This is a genomic window from Streptomyces sp. NPDC029296 (assembly GCF_055569255.1).
Map to the genome: position 1 here is coordinate 1 of NZ_JBVHXT010000004.1, position 21,572 is coordinate 21,572.

The 21,572-nt window shown below is 73.0% G+C and carries 19 protein-coding genes and 2 pseudogenes; 6 read left to right on the top strand and 15 right to left on the bottom strand.

Translation table 11 applies throughout. The features are described from left to right. Nucleotides 1–120: 120 nt before the first annotated feature. Genes ACZ4W9_RS04460 through afsQ1 form a run of 3 tightly spaced genes read right to left on the bottom strand, consistent with a single transcriptional unit; the run spans nucleotide 121 to nucleotide 3,010 of the window. On the bottom strand, nucleotides 121–720 hold the full coding sequence (locus tag ACZ4W9_RS04460) for a hypothetical protein (RefSeq protein ID WP_467933130.1): 600 nt from the start codon (nucleotides 718–720) through the stop codon (nucleotides 121–123). After that, the gene (locus ACZ4W9_RS04465; RefSeq protein ID WP_467933131.1) at nucleotides 717–2,336 is read right to left on the bottom strand and encodes an ATP-binding protein; all 1,620 of its coding nucleotides are present in this window, start codon (nucleotides 2,334–2,336) and stop codon (nucleotides 717–719) included. Before ACZ4W9_RS04465 ends, ACZ4W9_RS04460 begins: the two co-directional genes overlap by 4 nt. After that, nucleotides 2,333–3,010, bottom strand: a complete 678-nt coding sequence (afsQ1, locus tag ACZ4W9_RS04470) for a two-component system response regulator AfsQ1 (protein ID WP_026248263.1) — start codon at nucleotides 3,008–3,010, stop codon at nucleotides 2,333–2,335. The genes ACZ4W9_RS04465 and afsQ1 overlap by 4 nt, the downstream gene beginning before the upstream one ends. A 248-nt stretch (nucleotides 3,011–3,258) precedes the next feature. Between afsQ1 and ACZ4W9_RS04475 the strand changes: the two genes are divergently transcribed. Further along, nucleotides 3,259–3,996 (top strand): SigE family RNA polymerase sigma factor, encoded by a 738-nt coding sequence (locus tag ACZ4W9_RS04475; RefSeq protein WP_467933132.1) that lies wholly within the window; start codon nucleotides 3,259–3,261, stop codon nucleotides 3,994–3,996. 179 nt (nucleotides 3,997–4,175) lie between these two features. Here the strand turns inward: ACZ4W9_RS04475 and ACZ4W9_RS04480 are convergent, their stop codons facing one another. Further along, nucleotides 4,176–4,778: a uridine kinase family protein gene (locus tag ACZ4W9_RS04480; protein WP_467933424.1), complete on the bottom strand. Its 603-nt coding sequence runs from the start codon at nucleotides 4,776–4,778 to the stop codon at nucleotides 4,176–4,178. 160 nt (nucleotides 4,779–4,938) lie between these two features. Between ACZ4W9_RS04480 and ACZ4W9_RS04485 the strand changes: the two are divergent. Next, a pseudogene (locus ACZ4W9_RS04485) lies at nucleotides 4,939–5,341 on the top strand (hypothetical protein). 19 nt (nucleotides 5,342–5,360) lie between these two features. Here ACZ4W9_RS04485 and ACZ4W9_RS04490 read toward each other — a convergent pair. The 3 genes from ACZ4W9_RS04490 to deoC are packed head-to-tail and all read right to left on the bottom strand — an operon-like array spanning nucleotide 5,361 to nucleotide 8,637. After that, nucleotides 5,361–6,245, bottom strand: a complete 885-nt coding sequence (locus tag ACZ4W9_RS04490; protein ID WP_467933134.1) for an aldehyde dehydrogenase family protein — start codon at nucleotides 6,243–6,245, stop codon at nucleotides 5,361–5,363. Further along, on the bottom strand, nucleotides 6,238–7,668 hold the full coding sequence (locus tag ACZ4W9_RS04495) for an aldehyde dehydrogenase family protein (protein WP_467933135.1): 1,431 nt from the start codon (nucleotides 7,666–7,668) through the stop codon (nucleotides 6,238–6,240). The genes ACZ4W9_RS04490 and ACZ4W9_RS04495 overlap by 8 nt, the downstream gene beginning before the upstream one ends. Nucleotides 7,669–7,671: 3 nt before the next feature. After that, nucleotides 7,672–8,637 carry a deoxyribose-phosphate aldolase gene (deoC, locus tag ACZ4W9_RS04500; RefSeq protein ID WP_467933136.1) on the bottom strand — a complete coding sequence of 322 codons (966 nt, stop codon included), beginning with the start codon at nucleotides 8,635–8,637 and terminating at the stop codon, nucleotides 7,672–7,674. Between the two features lie 160 nt (nucleotides 8,638–8,797). On the opposite strand from deoC, the gene ACZ4W9_RS04505 reads away from it, so the two are divergent. Further along, on the top strand, nucleotides 8,798–9,496 hold the full coding sequence (locus ACZ4W9_RS04505) for a PH domain-containing protein (RefSeq protein WP_467933137.1): 699 nt from the start codon (nucleotides 8,798–8,800) through the stop codon (nucleotides 9,494–9,496). Nucleotides 9,497–9,964: 468 nt separating this feature from the next. Here ACZ4W9_RS04505 and ACZ4W9_RS04510 read toward each other — a convergent pair whose 3' ends face one another. The 3 genes from ACZ4W9_RS04510 to ACZ4W9_RS04520 form a co-directional block, all read right to left on the bottom strand. Further along, a complete protein-coding gene (locus ACZ4W9_RS04510; protein ID WP_467933139.1) occupies nucleotides 9,965–11,596 on the bottom strand; it encodes a phospho-sugar mutase in 1,632 nt (543 codons plus the stop codon). A gap of 139 nt (nucleotides 11,597–11,735) precedes the next feature. Further along, on the bottom strand, nucleotides 11,736–12,560 hold the full coding sequence (locus tag ACZ4W9_RS04515; protein WP_467933140.1) for a purine-nucleoside phosphorylase: 825 nt from the start codon (nucleotides 12,558–12,560) through the stop codon (nucleotides 11,736–11,738). Between the two features lie 125 nt (nucleotides 12,561–12,685). Then, a complete protein-coding gene (locus ACZ4W9_RS04520; protein ID WP_467933141.1) occupies nucleotides 12,686–13,123 on the bottom strand; it encodes a gamma-glutamylcyclotransferase family protein in 438 nt (145 codons plus the stop codon). Nucleotides 13,124–13,219: 96 nt separating this feature from the next. Between ACZ4W9_RS04520 and ACZ4W9_RS04525 the strand changes: the two genes are divergently transcribed. Then, entirely contained in the window at nucleotides 13,220–14,668 is a 1,449-nt protein-coding gene (locus ACZ4W9_RS04525; RefSeq protein ID WP_467933142.1) for an NAD(P)H-quinone dehydrogenase, read from the top strand. A gap of 203 nt (nucleotides 14,669–14,871) precedes the next feature. Beyond that, complete coding sequence (locus tag ACZ4W9_RS04530; protein ID WP_467933144.1) at nucleotides 14,872–15,771, top strand: DeoR/GlpR family DNA-binding transcription regulator; 900 nt, start codon at nucleotides 14,872–14,874, stop codon at nucleotides 15,769–15,771. 325 nt (nucleotides 15,772–16,096) lie between these two features. Here ACZ4W9_RS04530 and ACZ4W9_RS04535 read toward each other — a convergent pair whose 3' ends face one another. Continuing rightward, a complete protein-coding gene (locus tag ACZ4W9_RS04535) occupies nucleotides 16,097–17,869 on the bottom strand; it encodes an acetyl/propionyl/methylcrotonyl-CoA carboxylase subunit alpha (RefSeq protein ID WP_467933145.1) in 1,773 nt (590 codons plus the stop codon). Between the two features lie 364 nt (nucleotides 17,870–18,233). Between ACZ4W9_RS04535 and ACZ4W9_RS04540 the strand changes: the two are divergent. After that, nucleotides 18,234–18,734 (top strand): annotated as a pseudogene (locus tag ACZ4W9_RS04540) (hypothetical protein); the annotation flags it as partial. Nucleotides 18,735–18,837: 103 nt separating this feature from the next. Here the strand turns inward: ACZ4W9_RS04540 and ACZ4W9_RS04545 are convergent. From ACZ4W9_RS04545 to ACZ4W9_RS04560, 4 genes are all read right to left on the bottom strand, one after another. Next, entirely contained in the window at nucleotides 18,838–19,455 is a 618-nt protein-coding gene (locus ACZ4W9_RS04545; RefSeq protein WP_467933146.1) for a Maf family protein, read from the bottom strand. A 32-nt stretch (nucleotides 19,456–19,487) separates the two neighbouring features. After that, nucleotides 19,488–19,616: a morphogenic membrane protein MmpB gene (mmpB, locus tag ACZ4W9_RS04550; RefSeq protein WP_267925621.1), complete on the bottom strand. Its 129-nt coding sequence runs from the start codon at nucleotides 19,614–19,616 to the stop codon at nucleotides 19,488–19,490. A gap of 83 nt (nucleotides 19,617–19,699) precedes the next feature. Then, complete coding sequence (locus ACZ4W9_RS04555) at nucleotides 19,700–19,915, bottom strand: acyl-CoA carboxylase epsilon subunit (RefSeq protein WP_318201723.1); 216 nt, start codon at nucleotides 19,913–19,915, stop codon at nucleotides 19,700–19,702. A gap of 23 nt (nucleotides 19,916–19,938) precedes the next feature. After that, nucleotides 19,939–21,540 carry an acyl-CoA carboxylase subunit beta gene (locus ACZ4W9_RS04560; RefSeq protein WP_467933149.1) on the bottom strand — a complete coding sequence of 534 codons (1,602 nt, stop codon included), beginning with the start codon at nucleotides 21,538–21,540 and terminating at the stop codon, nucleotides 19,939–19,941. Between the last annotated feature and the right edge of the window lie 32 nt (nucleotides 21,541–21,572).

A 21,572-nucleotide genomic window follows, 5' to 3' on the forward strand; every position in this document is an offset into this window, starting at 1 on the left:
GGATCAACGTGCTGTTCGCGATGCTCCGCGACGGCACCTTCTACGAACCCCGAACCCCACGCCTCGCTTGACGAAAGACATAGAGGCACCCCCCCGAGGCGCCGGACGGCCGGGCCCCGTCTACTCCGTGACCTCGCCGGACGGCGGCTGGGCGCTGTGCGGATGGTCGCGCACCTCGTCGGTGCAGGCGTACCGGCGCACCGGGCCGGCGTCCGGGCCGCCCAGGATGACCGAGCCGTCACCCTCCGTGGCCGCCGAGTCGGACAGCGTGCACACCAGCTGGGCCAGGGCGTCGGAGGTCAGCCGCGAGGGTGCCGTGCTCAGCCGGAGCGCGTCCTCGGGATCCTTCGGGCCGGGCCCGCGCACCCCGAGCCCGCCCGGGACGTACGTCCTGTAGCCCGCGGAGCGCTCCGCGGCCGACGGGGACGCGGCGAGCTGGTCCAGCAGGCCCTGCGCCACGATCACCCGGCGCCGGGCGTCCGGGGTGCCCTCCGGGACCGGCACCGTGCGGTCCACGGCGACCAGGGACGCCCCGCACAGCAGGAAGACCTGCACCGGCACCCCGCGCGCGGACTGCGTGGACCGGTCCGGCCCGGTCAGCGAGCACGGCACCCGGGACGGCGCCGCCCCGAAGTCGGTCGGCACCTCCGTGGCCCGGATGCCGCAGCCGGTGAGCAGCGCGCCGAGGAGGGGCAGCGCCACCAGGCGTCGTACGGTCATGACCCCTCCTTCCCCGCGCTGTCCCGCCCGGTCCCGGCGCCCTCGGCGTCCTTGGTGTCCCTGTCGTCCCCGCCGTCCTGCTCGGTCAGCCGCGAGGCGTCCCGGGGCAGCCGGAGCGTGAAGACCGCGCCGCCCTCGGCGGAGTTGGCGGCGGTGATCTCGCCGCCGTGGATGTGGGCGTTCTCCAGGGCGATGGACAGGCCGAGCCCGCTGCCCTCGGAACGCGGCCGGGAGGCGCTCGCCTTGTAGAAGCGGTCGAAGACGTGCGGCAGCACGTCCTCGGGGATGCCCGGCCCGTGGTCGCGGACCCGGATCTCGACCGAGTCGTCCGCCTCCCGCACCGCCTCCCGCACCGACACCCGCACCGGCGACCCGCCGTGCTTGAGGGCGTTGCCGATCAGGTTGGCGAGGATGACGTCCAGGCGGCGCGGGTCGAGCCGGGCGTGGATGCCGCGCTCGGCGTCCAGCTCGACCGCGTCCAGCCAGGCCCGGGCGTCGATGCAGGCGGTGATCTGGTCGGCGACGTCGACGTCGTCCAGCACCAGCCGGGCGGTGCCCGCGTCGAAGCGGGTGACCTCCATCAGGTTCTCGACCAGGTCGTTGAGCCGCCGGGTCTCGCTGACCACCAGCCGGACCGCGGGCTCGATCATCGGGTCCATGCTGCCGGTCTCCGCCTCCAGCTCCTCCTCCAGTACCTCCGTGACGGCGGTGATGGCGGTGAGCGGGGTGCGCAGCTCGTGCGACATGTCGGCGACGAACCGGCGGGACGCCTCGTCCCGCGCGGCCATCTCCGCGACCCGTTTCTCCAGCGCCTCGGCCGCGTTGTTGAACGTCCGCGACAGATCGGCGAGTTCGTCGGTGCCGGAGACCCGCAGCCGGGTGTCCAGCCTGCCCTCGCCGAGCCGCCGCGCGGCCACCCCGAGCCGGTGCACCGGCTTCAGCACGGTCGTGGCGGCGGCCTGCGCGAGCAGCGCGGCGCCGATCAGCGCGAGCCCGGTCGCGATGCCCAGCGACCAGGCCAGCGAGTTGAGGTCCTTCGCCTCCGGCTCCAGCGACTTCGCCATGTAGCCGGTCGGACCGCCGCCGATGACCCGTGTGCCGGCCACCAGGAACGGCGTGCCGTGGTCCACGACCCGCTGCCAGTACAGGTGGTACGGCTCCTTGTTCTGGTCGCCGACCCGCTGCCGCTTGGTCACGGCCGCGCGCAGCGAGGACGGCACGTCCTCCAGCGCGAAGCCGTTGATGCCGCCCGAGTTGCCGTACACCGTCTTGCCGTCGGCGTCCGTGGCGACCAGCAGCACGCTGAAGCGCTGGCTGCTGGCGGCCATCTGTCCGGCGGCGCGCTGCAGTTGGTCCTGGGACGGGTGCTCGGGCAGCGCGCCCGCGCGGTTCTGCATCTCCTGCCGGAAGTCGCGCAGCACCGCGTCCTGGGCGCGGGTGAGCACCGCCTCCCGGTTGAGCCAGTAGGCGATGCCCGACGCCGACACCGCGGCGGTGAGCGCGACCAGCGCGAACACCACCACCAGGCGCAGCCGCAGGCTGGTCAACCTCAGACGCGACAGACTTCCCCCTCGCCCCGCGGCCCAGCCGCGCAGCCTCCCTTGCGTACCGGTCACTGAGGGGCGTCCAGGCGGTAGCCGACACCTCGGACGGTACGGATCAGCGTCGGGGACGACGGCACGTCCTCGACCTTGGCGCGCAGCCGCTGCACACACGCGTCGACCAGGCGCGAGTCGCCCAGGTAGTCGTGCTCCCACACCAGCCGCAGCAACTGCTGCCGGGACAGCGCCTGCCCGGGCCGCCGGCTCAGCTCCAGCAGCAGCCGCAGCTCGGTCGGGGTCAGCTGGAGGTCCTCGCCGTTCTTCGTGACCGTCATCGCCGAACGGTCGATGACGACGTTGCCGAAGGTCGCCGAGTCGCTGGACTCGCGCTCGCCGCGCCGCAGCACGGCCCGGATCCGGGCGTCCAGCACCCGGCCCTGCACCGGCTTGACGACGTAGTCGTCCGCCCCCGACTCCAGCCCGACCACGACGTCGATGTCGTCGCTGCGCGCGGTCAGCAGGATGATCGGGAGCTGGTCGGTGCGCCGGATGCGGCGGCAGACCTCGAACCCGTCGATGCCGGGCAGCATCACGTCCAGCACGATCAGGTCCGGCCGCTGCTCGCGCAGCAGTTTCAGACCGTCCTCGCCGCTGGCAGCGGTGGCGACCCGGTGTCCCTGGCGCGTCAGGGAGAGCTCCAGGGCCGTACGGATGGCGTCGTCGTCCTCGATCAGCAACAGGGAAGGCACGGCTTCATTCTGGCCCATGGACGGGGTGTCGTACGACCTGCCCGCACCACTCCCCGCGCACCGCCACCCACCGTACGCGGCACGTCACCAGCCTCACCGGACGTCCGCCGTACCCCTGTGACAGGTCTGTGACAGTCGGCGGACACGGCCATGAAGTGGCCCCGGCAGGCTTTTCGTCGCGGGCCGGACGGGGAGCGGGCCGGCCCGGCACGAACGATTCACCGGAAGTCCACGACGGGGAGCGCGAGATGAACACGCTGCACGGCATCAGCACCAGCGCAGTGGTCACGCGTCTGCACGACGTGCACCGGGGGTCCGAGAAGTCCGGTGCCGCGGGCATGCGGGGGTGCGCTCGCGGCACCGGGCGTCAGCACCCGGCGTACATGTCGGTGGTTGACGCGCACAGGGGGGAAACGCACGGGGGAGCCGCGTACGGGGAGGACCCGGGGGAGCGCCGTTCGCTGTCGGAGGCGGAGTTCACCGCCTACGTCCAGGAGCGCCGCGCCTCCCTGTACGCCACCGCCTACCACCTGACCGGCGACCGCCACGAGGCCGAGGACCTGCTGCAGAGCGCCCTGTTCTCGACGTACCGGGCGTGGGACCGGATCAGCGACAAGGCCGCGGTCGGCGGATACCTCCGCCGCACCATGACCAACCTGCACATCAGCGCCTGGCGGCGGCGCAAGCTCAACGAGTACCCGACCGAGGAACTGCCGGAGACGCCCGGCGAGACGGACGCGATGCGCGGCACCGAGCTGCGCGCGGTCCTGTGGCAGGCGCTGGCCAGGCTGCCCGAACTCCAGCGCACCATGCTGGTCCTGCGCTACTACGAGGGCCGCACGGACCCGGAGATCGCCGACATCCTCGGCATCAGCGTCGGCACGGTGAAGTCCAGCATCTGGCGCTCGTTGCGCCGCCTGCGCGACGACGAGGTGCTGAGCTTCGGCCGTGACGAAGAGACCGCCTTCGGCGAACTGGTCGCCTGAGGGCAGGGGCCACCGGGGGGCGGCCCGAGGGGGGAAACACGGGGGACGGGGGGCCACTGGGGAGTGGGCCCGCGGGGGGAACACGGGGGAACAACAGGAACGGGACTGGTGGTCCGGGGGGACCCGCCGGTCCCGTTTCGCATGCCCGCCCCCGCCGCTCCCCGCCCCCGCCACGGCGCTCAGGCCGGCGTCTGCTGCCGTACCTGGCGGCCCGCCGCCGCTGCCGCCAGCCGGCCCAGGGCCTCGTCCCGGTCGCAACGGTGCGCGCCGAGGGACACCTGCCGGGCGACGATCGACCGCTCCGCGCGCATCAGCCGCCAGCCGCGGCGCAGCAGGAACGGCACCGACTTGCGCCCCTCCTTCAGATCGCGCACGAAGCGCCGGCGGAAGGTGGTGAACGCGCCGCGGGACAGGCACAGGGCGTCCGCCAGCACCCCCAGTTCCCGGCAGCGCTCGACGATCTCCGCAGCGAAGACCCCCTCCGCGATGAACAGCGGGGTACGGCCGATGCGCAGCGTCTCCTCGCCGGTACGGGCGCTCAGCGCGATGTCGTACACCGGCACCGGCGTCGACCCCGTGGCGCACAGCCGGACGATGGCCTCGACCGCGACGTCCGCGTCCCAGGACCCCGGGTGGTCCCAGTCGATGTCCGCACTCCCCTCCACCAGCGGCAGAGTCGGGTCGTCACCCTCCTTGTAGAAGTCGTCCAGGCGCAGCACGGGGAGCCCGGAGCGGGCGGCGACGAGGGACTTGCCCGAGCCCGAGGGACCGCACAGCAGCACGACACGGGCGGGAGACGGAGGATGAATGCTCACGGAACACCAGTTTGACGCATGGCGGAGCGCCTGCCGAGCCCGCGGGTCGGCTTTCGGGCGTGAGCCCCGCCTCGGCTACGTTTCGTGCCGGCATGATCACCCAGTGCGGCAGAAGGTGGCATCGGCAATGGCCCGACACGCCTCTCCCCAGCACTCCGCCGCGCGGCGCGCCCTGGCCGTCCCTCGCCGTCGCGGGAGCGGCCCTGGGCGCCGGGGCGGCCTCGGCGTCCGCCGGGACGGTCTCCGGCACGGGCGTGACCTACCGCCCCGCCGACACCGGCACCGTCGACCCCGAGGCCGGCCTGCGCGCCCTGACGGGCATCGTCGGCTACGTCACCGGCCCGGTCGCCGGTCTCAAGCCCGACCCGCCGGCGGGCACGGGCGCCGACCCGCTGGACAACGGCGTCGGCACCCGGGTGGCCGACTTCCAGCCGGTCGGCACCCAGATGCCGACGCGCCCGCCGGCCCAGGCGCGGTCGCTGGGCAGCGTGCCGCTGGCGGGGCCGGTCCTCGCGTCCCTGGGCCACTGAGGCGCCCGGGCGGAACCCCTCAGTAGGAAGACCCGCCCGCGCCCAGCGACCCCGTCGGGTGCCACACCGTCTTCGTCTCCAGGAACGCCGTCAGCCGCTCGGTCCCGGGCGTCTCGAAGTAGTCCACAGCCTGTGGACGCAGGACCCGCTTCAGATTGTCGGCCGCCGCGATCTCCAGCTCCTTCGCCAGTGCCTCGTCCGCCCCCGCGAGGTCGATCGCGTTGACGTCCTGGTGCGCGGCCAGCGGCGCCGCGAGCTCCGCCGTACGGCCGGACAGGAGGTTGACGACACCGCCCGGGACGTCGGACGTGGCGAGCACCTCGCCGAGGGACAGGGCCGGCAGCGGGGCCTTCTCGGAGGCGATCACGACCGCCGTGTTGCCGGTGGCGATCACCGGGGCCACGACCGACACCAGGCCCAGGAAGGAGGACTCCTGCGGGGCCACGACGGCGACCACGCCGGTCGGCTCGGGGGCGGAGAGGTTGAAGTACGGGCCCGCGACCGGGTTGGCGCCGCCGGTCACCTGGGCGATCTTGTCGGTCCAGCCCGCGTACCAGACCCAGCGGTCGATCGTCGCGTCCACGACGGCCGCCGCCTTCGACTTGGACAGCCCCTCCGCGTCGGCCACCTCGCGCGTGAACTGCTCGCGCCGGCCCTCCAGCATCTCCGCGACGCGGTAGAGGACCTGACCGCGGTTGTAGGCGGTCGCGCCGGACCAGCCGCCGAACGCCTTGCGCGCGGCGACCACCGCGTCGCGGGCGTCCTTGCGGGAGGACAGGGGCGCGTTCGCCAGCCAGTTGGTCTTCGAGTCGGTCACCTCGTACACCCGGCCGCTCTCCGAACGCGGGAACTTCCCGCCGACGTACAGCTTGTAGGTCTTGAAGACACTCAAACGGTCAGACATCGAGGTACGCCTCCAGGCCGTGGCGGCCGCCCTCGCGGCCGAAGCCCGACTCCTTGTAACCGCCGAACGGCGAGGTCGGGTCGAACTTGTTGAACGTGTTGGACCAGACGACACCGGCGCGCAGCTTGTTCGCGACGGCCAGGATGCGCGAGCCCTTCTCGGACCAGATGCCGGCCGACAGGCCGTACTGGGTGTTGTTGGCCTTGGCGACGGCCTCGTCGGGCGTACGGAAGGTGAGGACCGACAGCACCGGGCCGAAGATCTCCTCGCGGGCGATCGTGTGGGCCTGGGTGACGTTCGTGAACAGCGTCGGCGCGAACCAGTAGCCGGCGGCGGGCAGTTCGCAGGCCGGGGACCAGCGCTCGGCGCCCTCCGCCTCGCCCTGCTCGGCCAGCGCGGTGATCCGGGCGAGCTGCTCGGCGGAGTTGATCGCGCCGATGTCGGTGTTCTTGTCCAGCGGGTCGCCGAGGCGGAGCGTGGACAGCCGGCGCTTGAGGGCGTCCAGCACCTCCTCCTGGACCGACTCCTGCACCAGCAGGCGGGAGCCCGCGCAGCAGACCTGGCCCTGGTTGAAGAAGATGCCGCTCACGATGCCCTCGACGGCCTGGTCGACCGGCGCGTCGTCGAAGACGATGTTGGCGCCCTTGCCGCCCAGTTCGAGCGTGAGCTTCTTCGCCGTGCCGGCGACCGTGCGGGCGATCTCCTTGCCGACGGCCGTGGAGCCGGTGAAGGCCACCTTGTTCACGTCCGGGTGCGCGACCAGCGCGGCGCCCGTCCGGCCGTCACCGGTCACGATGTTGACCACACCCCTGGGCAGGCCGGCCTGGCGGCAGATGTCCGCGAAGAACAGGGCCGACAGCGGGGTGGTCTCGGCGGGCTTGAGCACCACCGTGTTGCCGGTGGCGAGCGCCGGGGCGATCTTCCACGCCAGCATGAGGAGGGGGAAGTTCCAGGGGATGACCTGGCCCGCGACGCCCAGCGGACGCGGGTTCGCGCCGAAGCCGGCGTGGTCGAGCTTGTCGGCCCAGCCCGCGTAGTAGAAGAAGTGCGCGGCGACCAGCGGGAGGTCCGCGTCGCGGGTCTCCTTGATCGGCTTGCCGTTGTCCAGCGTCTCCAGGACGGCCAGCTCCCGGCTGCGCTCCTGGATGATCCGGGCGATGCGGAACAGGTACTTGGCGCGCTCGGCGCCGGGCAGCGCCGACCACTTCTCGAACGCCTTGCGGGCGGCCTTGACCGCCCGGTCGACGTCTTCCGCGTCGGCCCGGGTGTACTCGGCGAGTACTTCCTCGGTGGCCGGAGAGACCGTCTTGCTGAGACCCCCACCCGAGCTTTCGACGAACTCCCCATCGATGAACAGGCCGTACGACGGGGCGATGTCGACGATCGCGCGCGATTCGGGCGCGGGAGCGTACTCGAATGCCATGTTTCAGTCCACCGTTACGTAGTCGGGGCCGGAGTAGCGGCCCGTGGCCAGCTTCTGGCGCTGCATCAGCAGGTCGTTGAGGAGCGAGGAGGCGCCGAAGCGGAACCAGTGGTTGTCCAGCCAGTCCTCGCCCGCGGTCTCGTTGACCAGCACCAGGAACTTGATCGCGTCCTTGCTGGTGCGGATGCCGCCGGCCGGCTTCACGCCGACCTGGACGCCGGTCTGCGCCCGGAAGTCGCGCACGGCCTCCAGCATGAGCAGGGTGTTCGCGGGGGTCGCGTTGACGGCCACCTTGCCGGTGGAGGTCTTGATGAAGTCGGCGCCGGCCAGCATGCCGAGCCAGGAGGCGCGGCGGATGTTGTCGTACGTCGACAGCTCGCCGGTCTCGAAGATGACCTTCAGCCGGGCGCTCGTCCCGCAGGCCTCCTTCACGGCGACGATCTCGTCGTACACCTTCAGGTACCGGCCGGCCAGGAAGGCGCCCCGGTCGATGACCATGTCGATCTCGTCGGCGCCGGCGGCGACGGCCTCGCGCACGTCGGCCAGCTTCACGTCGAGCGCGGCCCGGCCGGCCGGGAAGGCGGTGGCCACCGAGGCGACCTTCACGCCGGAGCCGGCGACGGCCTCCTTGGCGACGGCCACCATGTCGGGGTAGACGCAGACCGCGGCCGTCGTGGGGGCCGTACGGTCCGTGGGGTCGGGGTGGACCGCCTTGGCGCCGAGCGCCCGGACCTTGCCCGGGGTGTCCGCGCCTTCCAGCGTCGTCAGGTCGACCATCGAGATGGCGAGGTCGATGGCGTACGCCTTCGCGGTGTTCTTGATGGAGCGGGTGCCGAGGGACGCGGCGCGCGCCTCCAGGCCGACCGCGTCGACGCCGGGCAGCCCGTGCAGGAAGCGGCGCAGCGTGCTGTCGGACGCGGCGACGTCCGAGAGAACGTGGGCTGAGGATGCGGTAGTGGGCATGGTCACCAGACGAGCATATCTACGCGCGTAGCGGATGGGAAGTCCCGGGACGGCGCACCCGGGACGGGGCCCGTCACAGGAGTGACGCCGGGTGCCGGGCGGGTCACGTGGGGGGACGTTCCGGCGGGGTGGTGGCACGGCGGGGGGCGTGGGGCAGAATCGGGCCATGACCACCCCGGACCACCCGTCACCCGCGTCACAGCCTCCGGTGCCCGCCGCCAAGGACCGGATCTACCGCTCACCCCTGGGGCTGGCGGGGGGCGCGCTGCTGCTCCTGGTCGTGCTCTGGCTGGGCTTCGACGCGCTGTTCAAGGGGCACGGCCGCACCCCGTGGCTGGCGCTGGCCGGCCTCATCCTGGTCGTGCCGCTGCTCCTCGCCTTCACGCTCCGCCCGGCGGTCTTCGCCAACGAGGAGCGGCTGCGCGTGCGCAACCCGTTCCGGGTGATCAGCCTGCCCTGGGGCGAGGTCGCCGGCCTGCGCTCCGGCTACACCAACGAGGTCCTCGCCAGGTCCGGCGCCAAGTACCAGCTGTGGGCTGTCCCCGTCTCGCTGCGCGCCCGCAAGAAGGCGGCGCGCCGGCAGCAGCGGGCGGCGGCGGACGCGGCCCGGGGCGGGACGGGCGGCCGGGGCGGCGCCCTCGCGCCGAGCGGCCTGGGCCTCGGCGGGTTCTCCCTGCGCGGCCCGGACACCGGGCCGGCCCGCGCCGAGACCGACAAGGTCATGGACGACCTGCGCGCACTCCTCGAACAGCACGGCGAGAGCGAGCCGGCGCAGGGGGAGGTCACCGTCCGCTGGGCCTACGAGGTCGCCGCGCCCGCGGTCGCCGGCGCGGTCCTCCTGGCGATCCTGCTCGCCACGGGGTGAGGCGGGGCGGGTCCGCGCGCCGCCACGGCCGCCGCGCCCGCCCCGTGTGTTCTTCCGCGCCGCCGGGCCCCTGAGGGGCTCGGCGGCGTTCGTCGTGAAGGGACGGGCCCGGCGCGCCCCGCCGACGGCTTCGGCCACCCGGGCCGCCCGCGTGCCGGGGCGCGGGGTCCCGCCCGTCGGGGGCGTCGCCCGGCCGAGGCGACGGCGGGTGCCGGCGGGGCCTTGGTGCGGCGGCGTACCCCGGCGTTCGCGGGCGCGGGGTGAGGACGGCCCGGGCGGGCGGCCGGTGAAACGGCCCGGTCGTCCGGGCCGGGTGCGTCGCGGGTGTCCGGGAAGCTCCGTGCGGCGGCCGGTGGACGGTACCGGCGCCCGGGCCGGCCTCGTCGCGGGGACGCGCCGGAGGGCGACGCGCCGGCGCCGGGCCCCCGGGAGGGGTGCCCGGCGCCGGTCGTCCCGAAGGGGCGCGGGTCAGATGCCCGCGGCCGCCGACAGGTCGCGCTTGACGGCGGTCAGCAGCTCGGCCGCGCGGGTGCGGGCGGCCGGCAGGCCGGCGGGCGCCGCCACCGGCACGACGACCTCCAGGTAGCACTTCAGCTTCGGCTCGGTGCCGCTGGGGCGGACGACGACCCGGGCGCCGTCCAGGGTGTAGCGCAGGCCGTCGGTGGGCGGCAGGCTCTCCGAGCCGAGGCTCAGGTCCTCGGCCCGGACCACGGGCAGACCGGCCAGCTCGGCCGGCGGCCGCTCGCGCAGCCGGCGCATCGCGTCCGCGATCAGCGACAGGTCCTCCACCCGCACCGACAGCTGGTCGGTGGCGTGCAGGCCGTGCTCCACGGCGAGGTCGTCGAGCAGGTCGAGGAGGGTCCGGCCCTCCTCCTTCAGCACCGACGCCAGCTCGGTGATCAGCAGCGCGGCGGTGATGCCGTCCTTGTCGCGCACTCCCTCGGGGTCCACGCAGTAGCCGAGGGCCTCCTCGTAGCCGTAGCGCAGGCCGTCGACGCGGGCGATCCACTTGAAGCCGGTCAGGGTCTCCTCGTACGGCAGCCCCGCTTTCCCGGCGATCCGGCCGAGCAGCGAGGAGGAGACGATCGACTCCGCGAAGGTGCCCCGCGCGCCGCGGCGCACCAGGTGGGCGCCGAGCAGCGCGCCGACCTCGTCGCCGCGCAGCATCCGCCAGTCGGCACCGTCCTTGACGGCCACCGCGCAGCGGTCCGCGTCGGGGTCGTTGGCGATGATCAGGTCCGGCTCGGCCGTACGGGCCCGGGCGAAGGCCAGGTCCATCGCGCCCGGCTCCTCCGGGTTCGGGAAGGCGACCGTCGGGAAGTCCGGGTCCGGCTCGGCCTGCTCGGCGACCAGCACCGGCTCGGGGAAGCCGGCCCGGGCGAAGGCGGCCAGCAGCACGTCCTTGCCGACGCCGTGCATGGCCGTGTAGACAGTGCGGGCGGTGCGCGGGGAGTCCGCCGCCAGGACGGCGTCCGTGCGGGCCAGATAGGCGTCCAGGACCGAGTCGTCCAGGATCTCCCAGCCGGCGTCCGGGCGCGGGACGTCGTGCAGGGAGGCGATGGCGTCGATCTCGGCGGCGATCTCCGCGTCGGCGGGCGGCACGATCTGGGAGCCGTCGCCGAGGTAGACCTTGTAGCCGTTGTCCCGGGGCGGGTTGTGGCTGGCGGTGACCTCCACGCCGGCGACCGCGCCGAGGTGCCGGATCGCGAAGGCCAGCACGGGGGTGGGCAGCGGGCGGGGGAGCACGGCGGCGCGCAGGCCGGCGCCGGTCATCACGGCGGCGGTGTCCCGGGCGAAGTCGGCCGACTTGTGCCGGGCGTCGTAGCCGACGACGACCAGGCCGTCGCCCCGGCCCCGCTTCTTCAGGTACGCGGCGAGGCCGGCGGCGGCGCGGATGACGACGCCGCGGTTCATGCGCATGGGGCCGGCGCCCAGTTCGCCGCGCAGGCCCGCCGTGCCGAACTGGAGCGTGCCGCTGAACCTGGCCGCCAGCTCCGCCGTGTCGCCGGCGTCGATCAGCTCGGCGAGTTCCTCGCGGGTCTCCCGGTCGGGATCCTCGGCGAGCCAGGCCTTCGCCCGGGCGATGAGATCGTCGTGCACCTTGGGATCAACCTCTCCTAGTCGTCGCTGGGGGCCGTGCCCCCGGACCCCCGTCCGTCCGCTCGTCCGGCCGCAGCCGTCGGCCGGGAGGCGGACGCACGGGAGTCCCGTTCACCGGCGCCGGGGCGCCCGCGTCCGCTTACAGCCTGCCCAGCACCCGCGTCAGCAGCTGGCCCATCCGGGCCGCCGAGTCACGGCCGGCCTGGAGGACCTCCTCGTGGTTGAGGGGCTCGCCGGTCATGCCCGCGGCCAGGTTGGTGACCAGGGAGATGCCCAGCACCTCGGCGCCCGCCTCACGCGCGGCGATGGCCTCCAGGACCGTGGACATGCCGACCAGGTCCGCGCCGATGACGCGGGCCATGCGGATCTCGGCCGGGGTCTCGTAGTGCGGGCCGGGGAACTGGGCGTAGACGCCTTCCTCCAGCGTGGCGTCGATCTCCTTGCACAGGGCGCGCAGCCGGGGCGAGTACAGGTCCGTCAGGTCGACGAAGTTCGCGCCGACGATCGGGGAGGTCGCCGTCAGGTTGATGTGGTCGCTGATCAGCACCGGCTGGCCGGGGCGCATGCCCTCGCGCAGACCGCCGCAGCCGTTGGTGAGCACCACGGTCTTGCAGCCGGCCGCGACCGCCGTGCGCACGCCGTGCGCCACCGCCGCCACGCCACGGCCCTCGTAGTAGTGGGTGCGGCCCAGGAAGACCAGGGCGCGCTTGTCACCGAAGGAGTACGAGCGGACCTTGCCGCCGTGACCCTCGACGGCCGGCGGCGGGAAGCCGGGCAGCTCGGTGACCTGGAACTCGGCGTCGGGGGCGCCCAGCGCGTCGACGGCCGGAGCCCAGCCGGAGCCCATCACGAGGGCGACGTCGTGGGTCTCGGCGCCGGTGAGGGCGCGCAGGCGCGCGGCGGCGGCGTCGGCGGCGGCGTAGGGGTCGCCCTGGATGTCGTCCGGAAGAAGAGATGCGTTCACGCCGATGAGGGTAACCGCTCTTCGCCTACGCGCGTAGATGCCAGAGCGCACGGGATGGGGTCCGTTGTGTCGTCGTTTCCCACAAAGGGAGGGCGAAACGGGAGGCAAGGGGCGGGTCGCCGGTCTCAGCAGGGGCGCTTGCGGAGTTCCATCACATAGTCGTGCGGGGCCCCCGCCGACTCCGCCGCGTCGGCGATCTCGCCCAGATAGCGCGCCGACGGCAGCCCGCCCTCGTAGCCGTCGAGGACGTAGGCCCAGGCCGGCTCCTCGCCGTCCAGGGTGTGCGCGCGCACGCGGACCCGGCGGTAGAGGCCGAGCCCCACCCCTTCCCACCGGTCGAGCGACTCCTCGTCCATGGGCGCGATGTCGTACAGGCCGACGAAGACCTGGGCCAGCGGATCCTCGACGATCGTCGCCAGCGCGCCCTCCCAGCCCAGCTGCTCGCCGCCGAAGGTCAGCCGCCAGCCGTTCAGCCAGCCGGTGGCGCGCAGCGGGGAGTGCGGGGCGCGGCGGGACATCAGGCGCGCGTCGAGGTTGCCGGCGTAGGCGGCATAGAGCGACATGGGGAGAGGGTACGGCAGCCGCCCCGCGCGCCCCGTGTGCCACGGGAGCGACCCGGTGGTGCCCCGGGGCAGTGGCACCTTGAAGCGTGCGGGACAATGGAGTACGTGACTCGGATCGTGATCATCGGTGGCGGACCCGGCGGATACGAGGCGGCGTTGGTGGCCGCCCAGCTCGGCGCGGAGGTGACCGTCGTCGACTGCGACGGTCTGGGCGGAGCGTCGGTGCTGACCGACTGCGTGCCGTCGAAGACCCTTATCGCTACGGCCGAGGTGATGACCACCTTCGACTCCTCCTACGAGGAGCTGGGGATCATCGTCGCCGACGACACCCCACCGCTGGAGCGGTCGGCCCGGGTGGTCGGGGTGGACCTCGGCAAGGTCAACCGCCGGGTGAAGCGCCTCGCGCTCGCCCAGTCCCACGACATCACCGCCTCCGTCACGCGCGCCGGCGCCCGGGTCCTGCGCGGGCGCGGCCGGCTGGACGGCATGCAGGCCCTGGACGGGTCCCGGAAGGTCGTCGTCACCGCCGCCGACGGCACCGAGGAGACCCTCACCGCCGACGCCGTCCTCATCGCCACCGGCGGGCACCCGCGCGAGCTGCCCGACGCCCGCCCCGACGGCGAGCGCATCCTCAACTGGACCCAGGTCTACGACCTCACCGAGCTGCCCGAAGAGCTGATCGTGGTCGGCTCCGGCGTCACCGGCGCCGAGTTCGCCGGCGCCTACCAGGCCCTCGGCTCCAAGGTCACCCTCGTCTCCTCCCGCGACCGCGTGCTGCCCGGTGAGGACCCGGACGCCGCCGCCGTGCTGGAGGACGTCTTCCGGCGCCGCGGCATGAACGTCATGGCCCGCTCCCGCGCGCAGTCCGCCAAGCGCGCCGGCGACCGGGTCGAGGTGACGCTGGCCGACGGCCGGGTCATCACCGGCACGCACTGCCTGATGGCCGTCGGCGCCATCCCCAACAGCGCGGGCCTGGGCCTGGAGGAGGCCGGGGTCAAGCTGCGCGAGTCCGGGCACATCTGGACCGACAGGGTCTCGCGCACCACCGCCCCCGGCGTCTACGCGGCCGGCGACGTGACCGGCGTCTTCGCCCTCGCGTCCGTGGCCGCCATGCAGGGGCGGATCGCCATGTACCACTTCCTGGGCGACGCGGTGGCCCCGCTGGACCTGAAGGCGGTCTCCTCGAACGTCTTCACGGACCCCGAGATCGCCACCGTCGGCTACACGCAGGCGGACGTGGACGCGGGCAAGATCGACGCGCGCGTGGTCAAGCTGCCGCTGCTGCGCAACCCGCGCGCGAAGATGCAGGGCATCCGGGACGGCTTCGTGAAGATCTTCTCCCGGCCGGGCACCGGGATCGTCGTCGGCGGTGTCGTGGTGGCGCCGCGCGCCTCGGAACTGATCCACCCCATCTCGATCGCCGTCGACAACAATCTGACGGTCGAACAGATCGCGAACGCCTTCACCGTGTACCCCTCCCTTTCGGGGTCGATCGCGGAGGTCGCCCGCCAGCTGCACACGCGCAAGGCGAGCGCGGAGGGCTGACGGCCCCGGCCGGCTTTCCGCTGGTCACGGGGGTGCGGGGCGTCGACGGACGGCGAAGCCGGGCCGGTCGGCGCCCTATATCACTTCGCACCCCACCCTGCGAACAACTTCTGCTATTCGGCGCAAACTGCTGAAACCAGACGGTCGCTGGGGTTACTGTCAGTTTCGTGTTCGCTGCTGAACGTCGCCAATTGATCCTCGAAATGGTGCGAGCGAACGGTGCCGTGTCGCTCCGTGAGCTCGCCCGCGTCGTCCAGACCTCCGAAGTGACCGTACGGCGGGACGTGCGCGCACTGGAGGCCGAAGGACTCCTCGACCGCCGGCACGGCGGTGCGGTACTCCCGGGCGGGTTCACCCGGGAGTCCGGGTTCCCGCAGAAGTCGCACCTCGCGACCGCCGAGAAGACCGCCATCGCCGACCTCGCCGCGGGCCTCGTCGACGAGGGCGAGGCCATCGTGGTCGGGGCGGGTACGACCACGCAGGAGCTGGCCCGCCGCCTCGCGCGGGTGCCGGGCCTGACGGTCGTCACCAACTCCCTCCTGGTGGCCCAGGCACTGGCCCACGCCAACCGGGTGGAGGTCGTGATGACCGGGGGCACCCTGCGCGGCTCCAACTACGCCCTCGTCGGCTCCGGGGCCGAACAGTCCCTCCAGGGCCTGCGCGTCTCCAAGGCCTTCCTCTCCGGAAGCGGCCTGACCGCCGAACGGGGCCTGTCCACCTCCAACATGCTCTCGGCGTCCGTCGACCGGGCACTCGTCCAGGCCGCCGCGGAGGTCGTGGTCCTCGCCGACCACACCAAGCTGGGCACGGACACGATGTTCCAGACCGTGCCGACGGACCTGATCACCCGCCTGGTCACCGACGAGCCCCCGGCCCACGACGACCGCGCGGTCACCGAACTGCAGGCCCTCGCCGACCAGGGCGTCCAGATCGCCGTTGCGGGGGCGAGCGGAAACCCGGGGGGTGACCAGGTCCCGGCGGGCCGCCGCACCCCCCTGCCGGGACCCCGCAGAAGCCACACCCCCACCCTCCGCTCCACCACCCCCCTCCCCGACCCGACCCCGTCCGAACGGGGACGCGTGGCGGATCTGCGGCGGCGCTGAGCGGTCCGCCGGAGGGGCCGCTCCGTACGGCGCCGACACCCCGGCCGACGGGCCGCCGGACGAGGAAGACTCGGCGTGCGCCGACGCCGCCCACGGAGGGCCGGTCGCGGCCGCCGTCATAAGACCGCGGCGCGCGGCTACGGCGATTCGGCCGGCCCGCGGGAAGGACCGGCGGGAGCCGGTGCGGACGGGCGGCGCAGCCGTGGCGTCCACGCCCTCGCCGCGCCTTCCGCCACCGACCGCGCCGAGGCGGGCAGGGGCCAGCAACGCGGACGGCCCCCGGCGGCATGCGCCAGGGGCCGACTCACTGCCGTCCGACTGCGGTTCAGTCCTTGATCTCGCAGATGGCGGCGCCGGAGGTGAGGGAGGCGCCGACTTCGGCGGTGAGGCCCTTGACGGTGCCGGACTTGTGGGCGTTGAGGGGCTGTTCCATCTTCATCGCTTCGAGGACGACGACGAGGTCGCCTTCCTCGACCTCCTGGCCTTCCTCGACGGCGATCTTGACGATGGTGCCCTGCATCGGGGAGGCGAGGGTGTCGCCGGAGGCGACGGGGCCGGACTTCTTCGCCGCGCGCCGCTTGGGCTTGGCACCGGCGGCCAGGCCGGTACGGGCCAGGCTCATGCCCAGGCTGGAGGGCAGGGACACTTCCAGGCGTTTGCCGCCGACCTCGACCACGACCGTCTCGCGGCCGGTGTCCTCGTCGGTGTCGGTGCCGGCGGGGGAGGTGAAGGGCTTGATGTCGTTGGTGAACTCGGTCTCGATCCACCGGGTGTGGATGGTGAAGGGGCCTTCCTGGCCGTGGACCTCGGGGGCGAAGGCGGGGTCGGTGACCGCCTTGCGGTGGAAGGGGATCGCGGTGGCCATGCCCTCGACCCGGAACTCCTCCAGGGCGCGGGCGGCCCGCTGGAGTGCTTCCTTGCGGGTGCGGCCGGTGACGATCAGCTTGGCGAGCAGGGAGTCCCAGGCCGGGCCGATCACACTGCCCGCTTCCACGCCCGCGTCCAGGCGGACACCGGGGCCGGTGGGGGCGTCGAACCGGGTGACGGTGCCGGGCGCGGGCAGGAAGTTCCGGCCGGGGTCCTCGCCGTTGATGCGGAACTCGAAGGAGTGACCGCGCAGCACCGGGTCGTCGTAGCCGAGGGGTTCGCCGTCGGCGATGCGGAACATCTCGCGCACCAGGTCGATGCCGGCGACCTCCTCGGTGACGGGGTGTTCGACCTGGAGGCGGGTGTTGACCTCCAGGAAGGAGATCGTGCCGTCCGCGCCGACCAGGAACTCCACCGTGCCCGCGCCGACATAGCCGGCCTCCTTCAGGATCGCCTTGGAGGCGCTGTACAGCTCCTGCATCTGGGCGTCGGACAGGAACGGGGCGGGGGCCTCTTCGACGAGTTTCTGGTGGCGGCGCTGGAGGGAGCAGTCACGGGTGGAGACCACGACGACGTTGCCGTGCTGGTCGGCCAGGCACTGCGTCTCCACGTGCCGGGGGCGGTCGAGGTAGCGCTCCACGAAGCACTCCCCGCGGCCGAACGCGGCGACGGCCTCGCGCACCGCGGACTCGTACAGCTCGGGGACCTCCTCCAGGGTCCGGGCCACCTTCAGACCGCGTCCGCCGCCGCCGAACGCGGCCTTGATCGCGATGGGGAGGCCGTGTTCCTCGGCGAACGCGACGACCTCGTCCGCGCCCGAGACGGGGTCGGGGGTGCCGGCGACCAGCGGGGCACCGGCGCGCTGGGCGATGTGGCGGGCGGCGACCTTGTCGCCGAGGTCGCGGATGGCCTGCGGGGGCGGGCCGATCCAGATCAGGCCCGCGTCCAGGACCGCCTGGGCGAACTCGGCGTTCTCGGAGAGGAAGCCGTAGCCCGGATGGATCGCGTCCGCGCCGGACTCGCGGGCGGCGTTCAGGATCTTGTCGATGACGAGATAGCTGGTGGCCGGGGTGTCACCGCCCAGGGCGAACGCCTCATCCGCGGCGCGGACATGCAGAGCGTCCCGGTCCGGGTCGGCGTAGACGGCCACGCTCGCGATCCCGGCGTCCCGGCAGGCCCGGGCCACGCGGACAGCGATTTCGCCACGGTTGGCGATGAGCACCTTGCGCACGATTGAGGCTCCCTCCTTGAAACAAGCCGAGTTTAGGGACTGCCGACACGGCACTTCGACCCGTCCCCAATGGTGAGCTTGCCCACACGGAGCGTGATACGAGGCCCGCTCGACCAGAGAAAGCCCATGTCGCACCGCGGTACGCAGGACTCCTGCGGCAAACCCTAGCCCTGTCATGTGGCCAAGGTCTCTGTGCGGGCGTGCTGCGGCCCACTCTGATTCTTTGTCGAGTCCCTACGAATGGCCCAATGATTCTTTGCCGCCACCCGAACCCTTGTCCCTTGGTTTACCCGTTAGTAGCGTTCGCGGTGTCTCGGACGTACCTGGGGTAACAGGCTGTCGGCGTGAGAGTGGGTGGGGCCCGGTGGTGCGCAGACCCGTGGCATGGGTCGTGGCGGTCGTCTTCCTCGCGGAGGCGGTGCTCGTCGCGGGGGTGAACTGGCTCCTCGGCGTGGTCGTCGACCGGCAGAAGATGTCCCTGGCCGGCCTGGACCCCGACGTCATGGCCACGTCCTCGAAGGTCGCCGGGATCCTCTTCGGGCTCTACTTCGCGCTGTGCGCGCTGGTGGCCCTGCTCGTCGCGCTGCGCGACCGCGCCCCGGCCGGCTTCGGCCGCGTCGCGCTGATCAGCGCCGCCGTGGTGCACGGCCTGCTCGGCGCGTTCGCCTGGGGCCTGCTCGGCTGGGCGGCGTTCGTGTTCATGGTCGTCGTCCTCGGGCTGATCGTGCTGCTGCTGACGACGTACGACCGCGCGCCCGGCGCTCGGGGCGCGGTCCCCGGCGGCACGCCCGGGCCGGGGGGCGGACCGGCGGCGGGTCCGCGGCCGGACGCGGAACCCGTCGACGGGGACGCCCCGGCGGGCCCTGCGCACGAGCCCAGGGACGGCGACGACGAGCCCCAGGACTCCGTTCCGTCCCACGACGTTCCGTCCCACGACGTCCCGCCCCGGGGCGCCGTCCGCGCCCGGGTCACCGCTGTGGCGCCCACAACTCCGTGATGCCGACGCCCAGTTCCGCCAGGAGCCTGCGGATCAGGGGCAGGCTGATGCCGATCACATTGCCGTGGTCGCCCTCGATGCCCTCGATGAACGGCGCCGAACGGCCGTCCAGGGTGAAGGCGCCGGCCACGTGGAGGGGCTCTCCGGAGGCCACGTAGGCGGCGATCTCGGCGTCGCTGGGCTCGCCGAACCGGACGACGGTGGAGGCGGTCGCCGACACGTACCGCTTGGCCTCCGTGTCCCACACACAGTGCCCCGTCTGGAGCACCCCGGCCCGACCGCGCATGTTCTTCCAGCGGGCGGTGGCCTCCTCGGCGTCGGCCGGCTTGCCGAGCGCCTTGCCGTCCAGCTCCAGCACCGAGTCGCAGCCGATCACGAGCGCACCCCGCACCTCGGGCCGCGCCGCGACCACCGACGCCTTCGCCTCGGCCAGGGCGAGCGCCAGCTCCGCCGGGGTCGGTGCGGTGACGGCGTCCTCGTCGACGCCGCTCACGATGACCTCGGGGGCGAGTCCGGCCTGCCGGAGCAGGCCCAGCCGGGCGGGGGACTGGGAGGCGAGCACGAGTCGCCTGCGACGGTTGGCAGTCATGCGGCCAGGTTAGCCACGGCGTGCCGGGCGGCTCACCTCAGGCCGATCACGATCATCGCCAGGACCATGGCCAGCGCCATGAGGAGACCGAGCCGCCGCAGCATGTTCTGCGCCTCGCGCAGTTCCTCGGGCGGCTCGTTCTCCGGATCTGACCACAGCATGCCCCCAGCGTGCGGCCGGACCGGGTGCCGGTGCCTGAGTAGGCGTACTCAGATCGGCACCCGGAACTCCCGCCGCCGGGCGGTCAGCCCTGGCCCGGCCAGTAGGTGCGCGTCCACGACGCCGGGCCCGGCGCCGGGACGTGCCGGGACGCGAGGCGGGCCGGGTCGGACCACGCGTCCCTCGGTCCCCGCGCGCCGGACGGCGCGGTGGCCGCCGCCGCGGCGCGGGCGCGGACCACCGCCAGGGCGGCGGCCAGCTCCTCCGGGGTCGGGTTGCCTCGTACGACCTTGATGTTCATGACGCTCCCGGGGTCCGAGGGGCCTACAGGGGGATGTTGCCGTGCTTCTTCGGAGGCAGGGATTCCCGCTTGGTGCGCAGTTGACGCAGGCCGCGGACGATGTGCGCACGGGTGTCGGAGGGCATGATCACGGCGTCGACGTAGCCGCGCTCGGCCGCGACGTAGGGGTTGAGGAGGGTGTCCTCGTACTCCTGGATCAGCCGGGCGCGGGTGGCCTCGGCGTCGTCCGCCTCGGCGATGGTGCGGCGGTGCAGGATGTTGACCGCGCCCTGGGCGCCCATGACGGCGATCTGGGCGGTGGGCCAGGCCAGGTTGAGGTCGGCGCCCAGGTGCTTGGAGCCCATGACGTCGTAGGCGCCGCCGAAGGCCTTGCGGGTGATCACGGTGATCAGCGGGACGGTGGCCTCGGCGTAGGCGTAGATCAGCTTGGCGCCGCGCCGGATGATGCCCTCGTGCTCCTGGCCGACGCCCGGCAGGAACCCGGGCACGTCCACGAAGGTCAGCACCGGGACGTTGAAGGCGTCGCAGGTGCGCACGAAGCGGGCGGCCTTCTCGGAGGCGGCGATGTCCAGGCAGCCGGCGAACTGCATCGGCTGGTTGGCGACGACCCCGACCGGGCGGCCCTCGACGCGGCCGAAGCCGGTGAGGATGTTCGGCGCGAACAGGGCCTGGGTCTCGAAGAACTCGGCGTCGTCCAGGACGTGCTCGATCACCGTGTGCATGTCGTAGGGCTGGTTGGCGCTGTCGGGGACGAGCGTGTCCAGCTCGCGGTCCTCGTCGGTGACGGAGAGGTCCGCCTCCTCCGGGTACACGGGCGGCTCGGAGAGGTTGTTGGACGGCAGGTACGACAGCAGCTGCTTGACGTACTCGACGGCGTCCTTCTCGTCGCCGGCCATGTGGTGGGCCACACCGGAGGCGGTGTTGTGGGTGCGGGCGCCGCCCAGTTCCTCGAAGCCGACGTCCTCGCCGGTGACGGTCTTGATGACGTCCGGGCCGGTGATGAACATGTGCGAGGTCTGGTCGACCATGACGGTGAAGTCGGTGATGGCCGGGGAGTAGACCGCGCCGCCGGCGCACGGGCCGACGACCAGGCTGATCTGCGGGATGACACCGGAGGCGTGGGTGTTGCGGCGGAAGATCTCGCCGTACGCGCCGAGGGAGGCGACGCCCTCCTGGATGCGGGCGCCGCCGGAGTCGTTGATGCCGATGACCGGGCAGCCGGTCTTCAGCGCGAAGTCCATGACCTTGGCGATCTTCTGGCCGTAGACCTCGCCGAGGGCGCCGCCGAAGACGGTGAAGTCCTGGGAGAAGACGGCGACCGGGCGGCCGTCGACCGTGCCGTAGCCGGTGACCACGCCGTCGCCGTAGGGGCGGTTGCCGTCCAGCCCGAAGTTCGTGGAGCGGTGCCGGGCGAACTCGTCCAGTTCGACGAACGATCCCTCGTCCAGCAGCAGCTCGATCCGCTCACGGGCCGTCAGCTTGCCCTTGGCGTGCTGCTTCTCGACGGCGCGTTCCGAACCGGCGTGCGTCGCCTCGTGGATGCGCCGCTGGAGATCCGCGAGCTTCCCCGCGGTCGTGTGAATGTCGATCCCTTGGATCTCGTGACGCTCTTCCGGCTCGGACATCGGGATGCGGCTCCCTGCCTGCTCAAAAGGGG

What these genes read in the sequence shown, in the direction of transcription:
- ACZ4W9_RS04460 (WP_467933130.1), bottom strand. Translation starts at nt 720, where the DNA reads ATGACCGTACGACGCCTGGTGGCGCTGCCCCTCCTCGGCGCGCTGCTC.
- ACZ4W9_RS04475 (WP_467933132.1), top strand. Translation starts at nt 3,259, where the DNA reads ATGAACACGCTGCACGGCATCAGCACCAGCGCAGTGGTCACGCGTCTG.
- ACZ4W9_RS04490 (WP_467933134.1), bottom strand. Translation starts at nt 6,245, where the DNA reads ATGTCTGACCGTTTGAGTGTCTTCAAGACCTACAAGCTGTACGTCGGC.
- ACZ4W9_RS04495 (WP_467933135.1), bottom strand. Translation starts at nt 7,668, where the DNA reads ATGGCATTCGAGTACGCTCCCGCGCCCGAATCGCGCGCGATCGTCGAC.
- ACZ4W9_RS04505 (WP_467933137.1), top strand. Translation starts at nt 8,798, where the DNA reads ATGACCACCCCGGACCACCCGTCACCCGCGTCACAGCCTCCGGTGCCC.
- ACZ4W9_RS04520 (WP_467933141.1), bottom strand. Translation starts at nt 13,123, where the DNA reads ATGTCGCTCTATGCCGCCTACGCCGGCAACCTCGACGCGCGCCTGATG.
- ACZ4W9_RS04525 (WP_467933142.1), top strand. Translation starts at nt 13,220, where the DNA reads ATGGAGTACGTGACTCGGATCGTGATCATCGGTGGCGGACCCGGCGGA.
- ACZ4W9_RS04530 (WP_467933144.1), top strand. Translation starts at nt 14,872, where the DNA reads ATGGTGCGAGCGAACGGTGCCGTGTCGCTCCGTGAGCTCGCCCGCGTC.
- ACZ4W9_RS04545 (WP_467933146.1), bottom strand. Translation starts at nt 19,455, where the DNA reads ATGACTGCCAACCGTCGCAGGCGACTCGTGCTCGCCTCCCAGTCCCCC.
- mmpB (WP_267925621.1), bottom strand. Translation starts at nt 19,616, where the DNA reads ATGCTGTGGTCAGATCCGGAGAACGAGCCGCCCGAGGAACTGCGCGAG.
- ACZ4W9_RS04555 (WP_318201723.1), bottom strand. Translation starts at nt 19,915, where the DNA reads ATGAACATCAAGGTCGTACGAGGCAACCCGACCCCGGAGGAGCTGGCC.
- ACZ4W9_RS04560 (WP_467933149.1), bottom strand. Translation starts at nt 21,540, where the DNA reads ATGTCCGAGCCGGAAGAGCGTCACGAGATCCAAGGGATCGACATTCAC.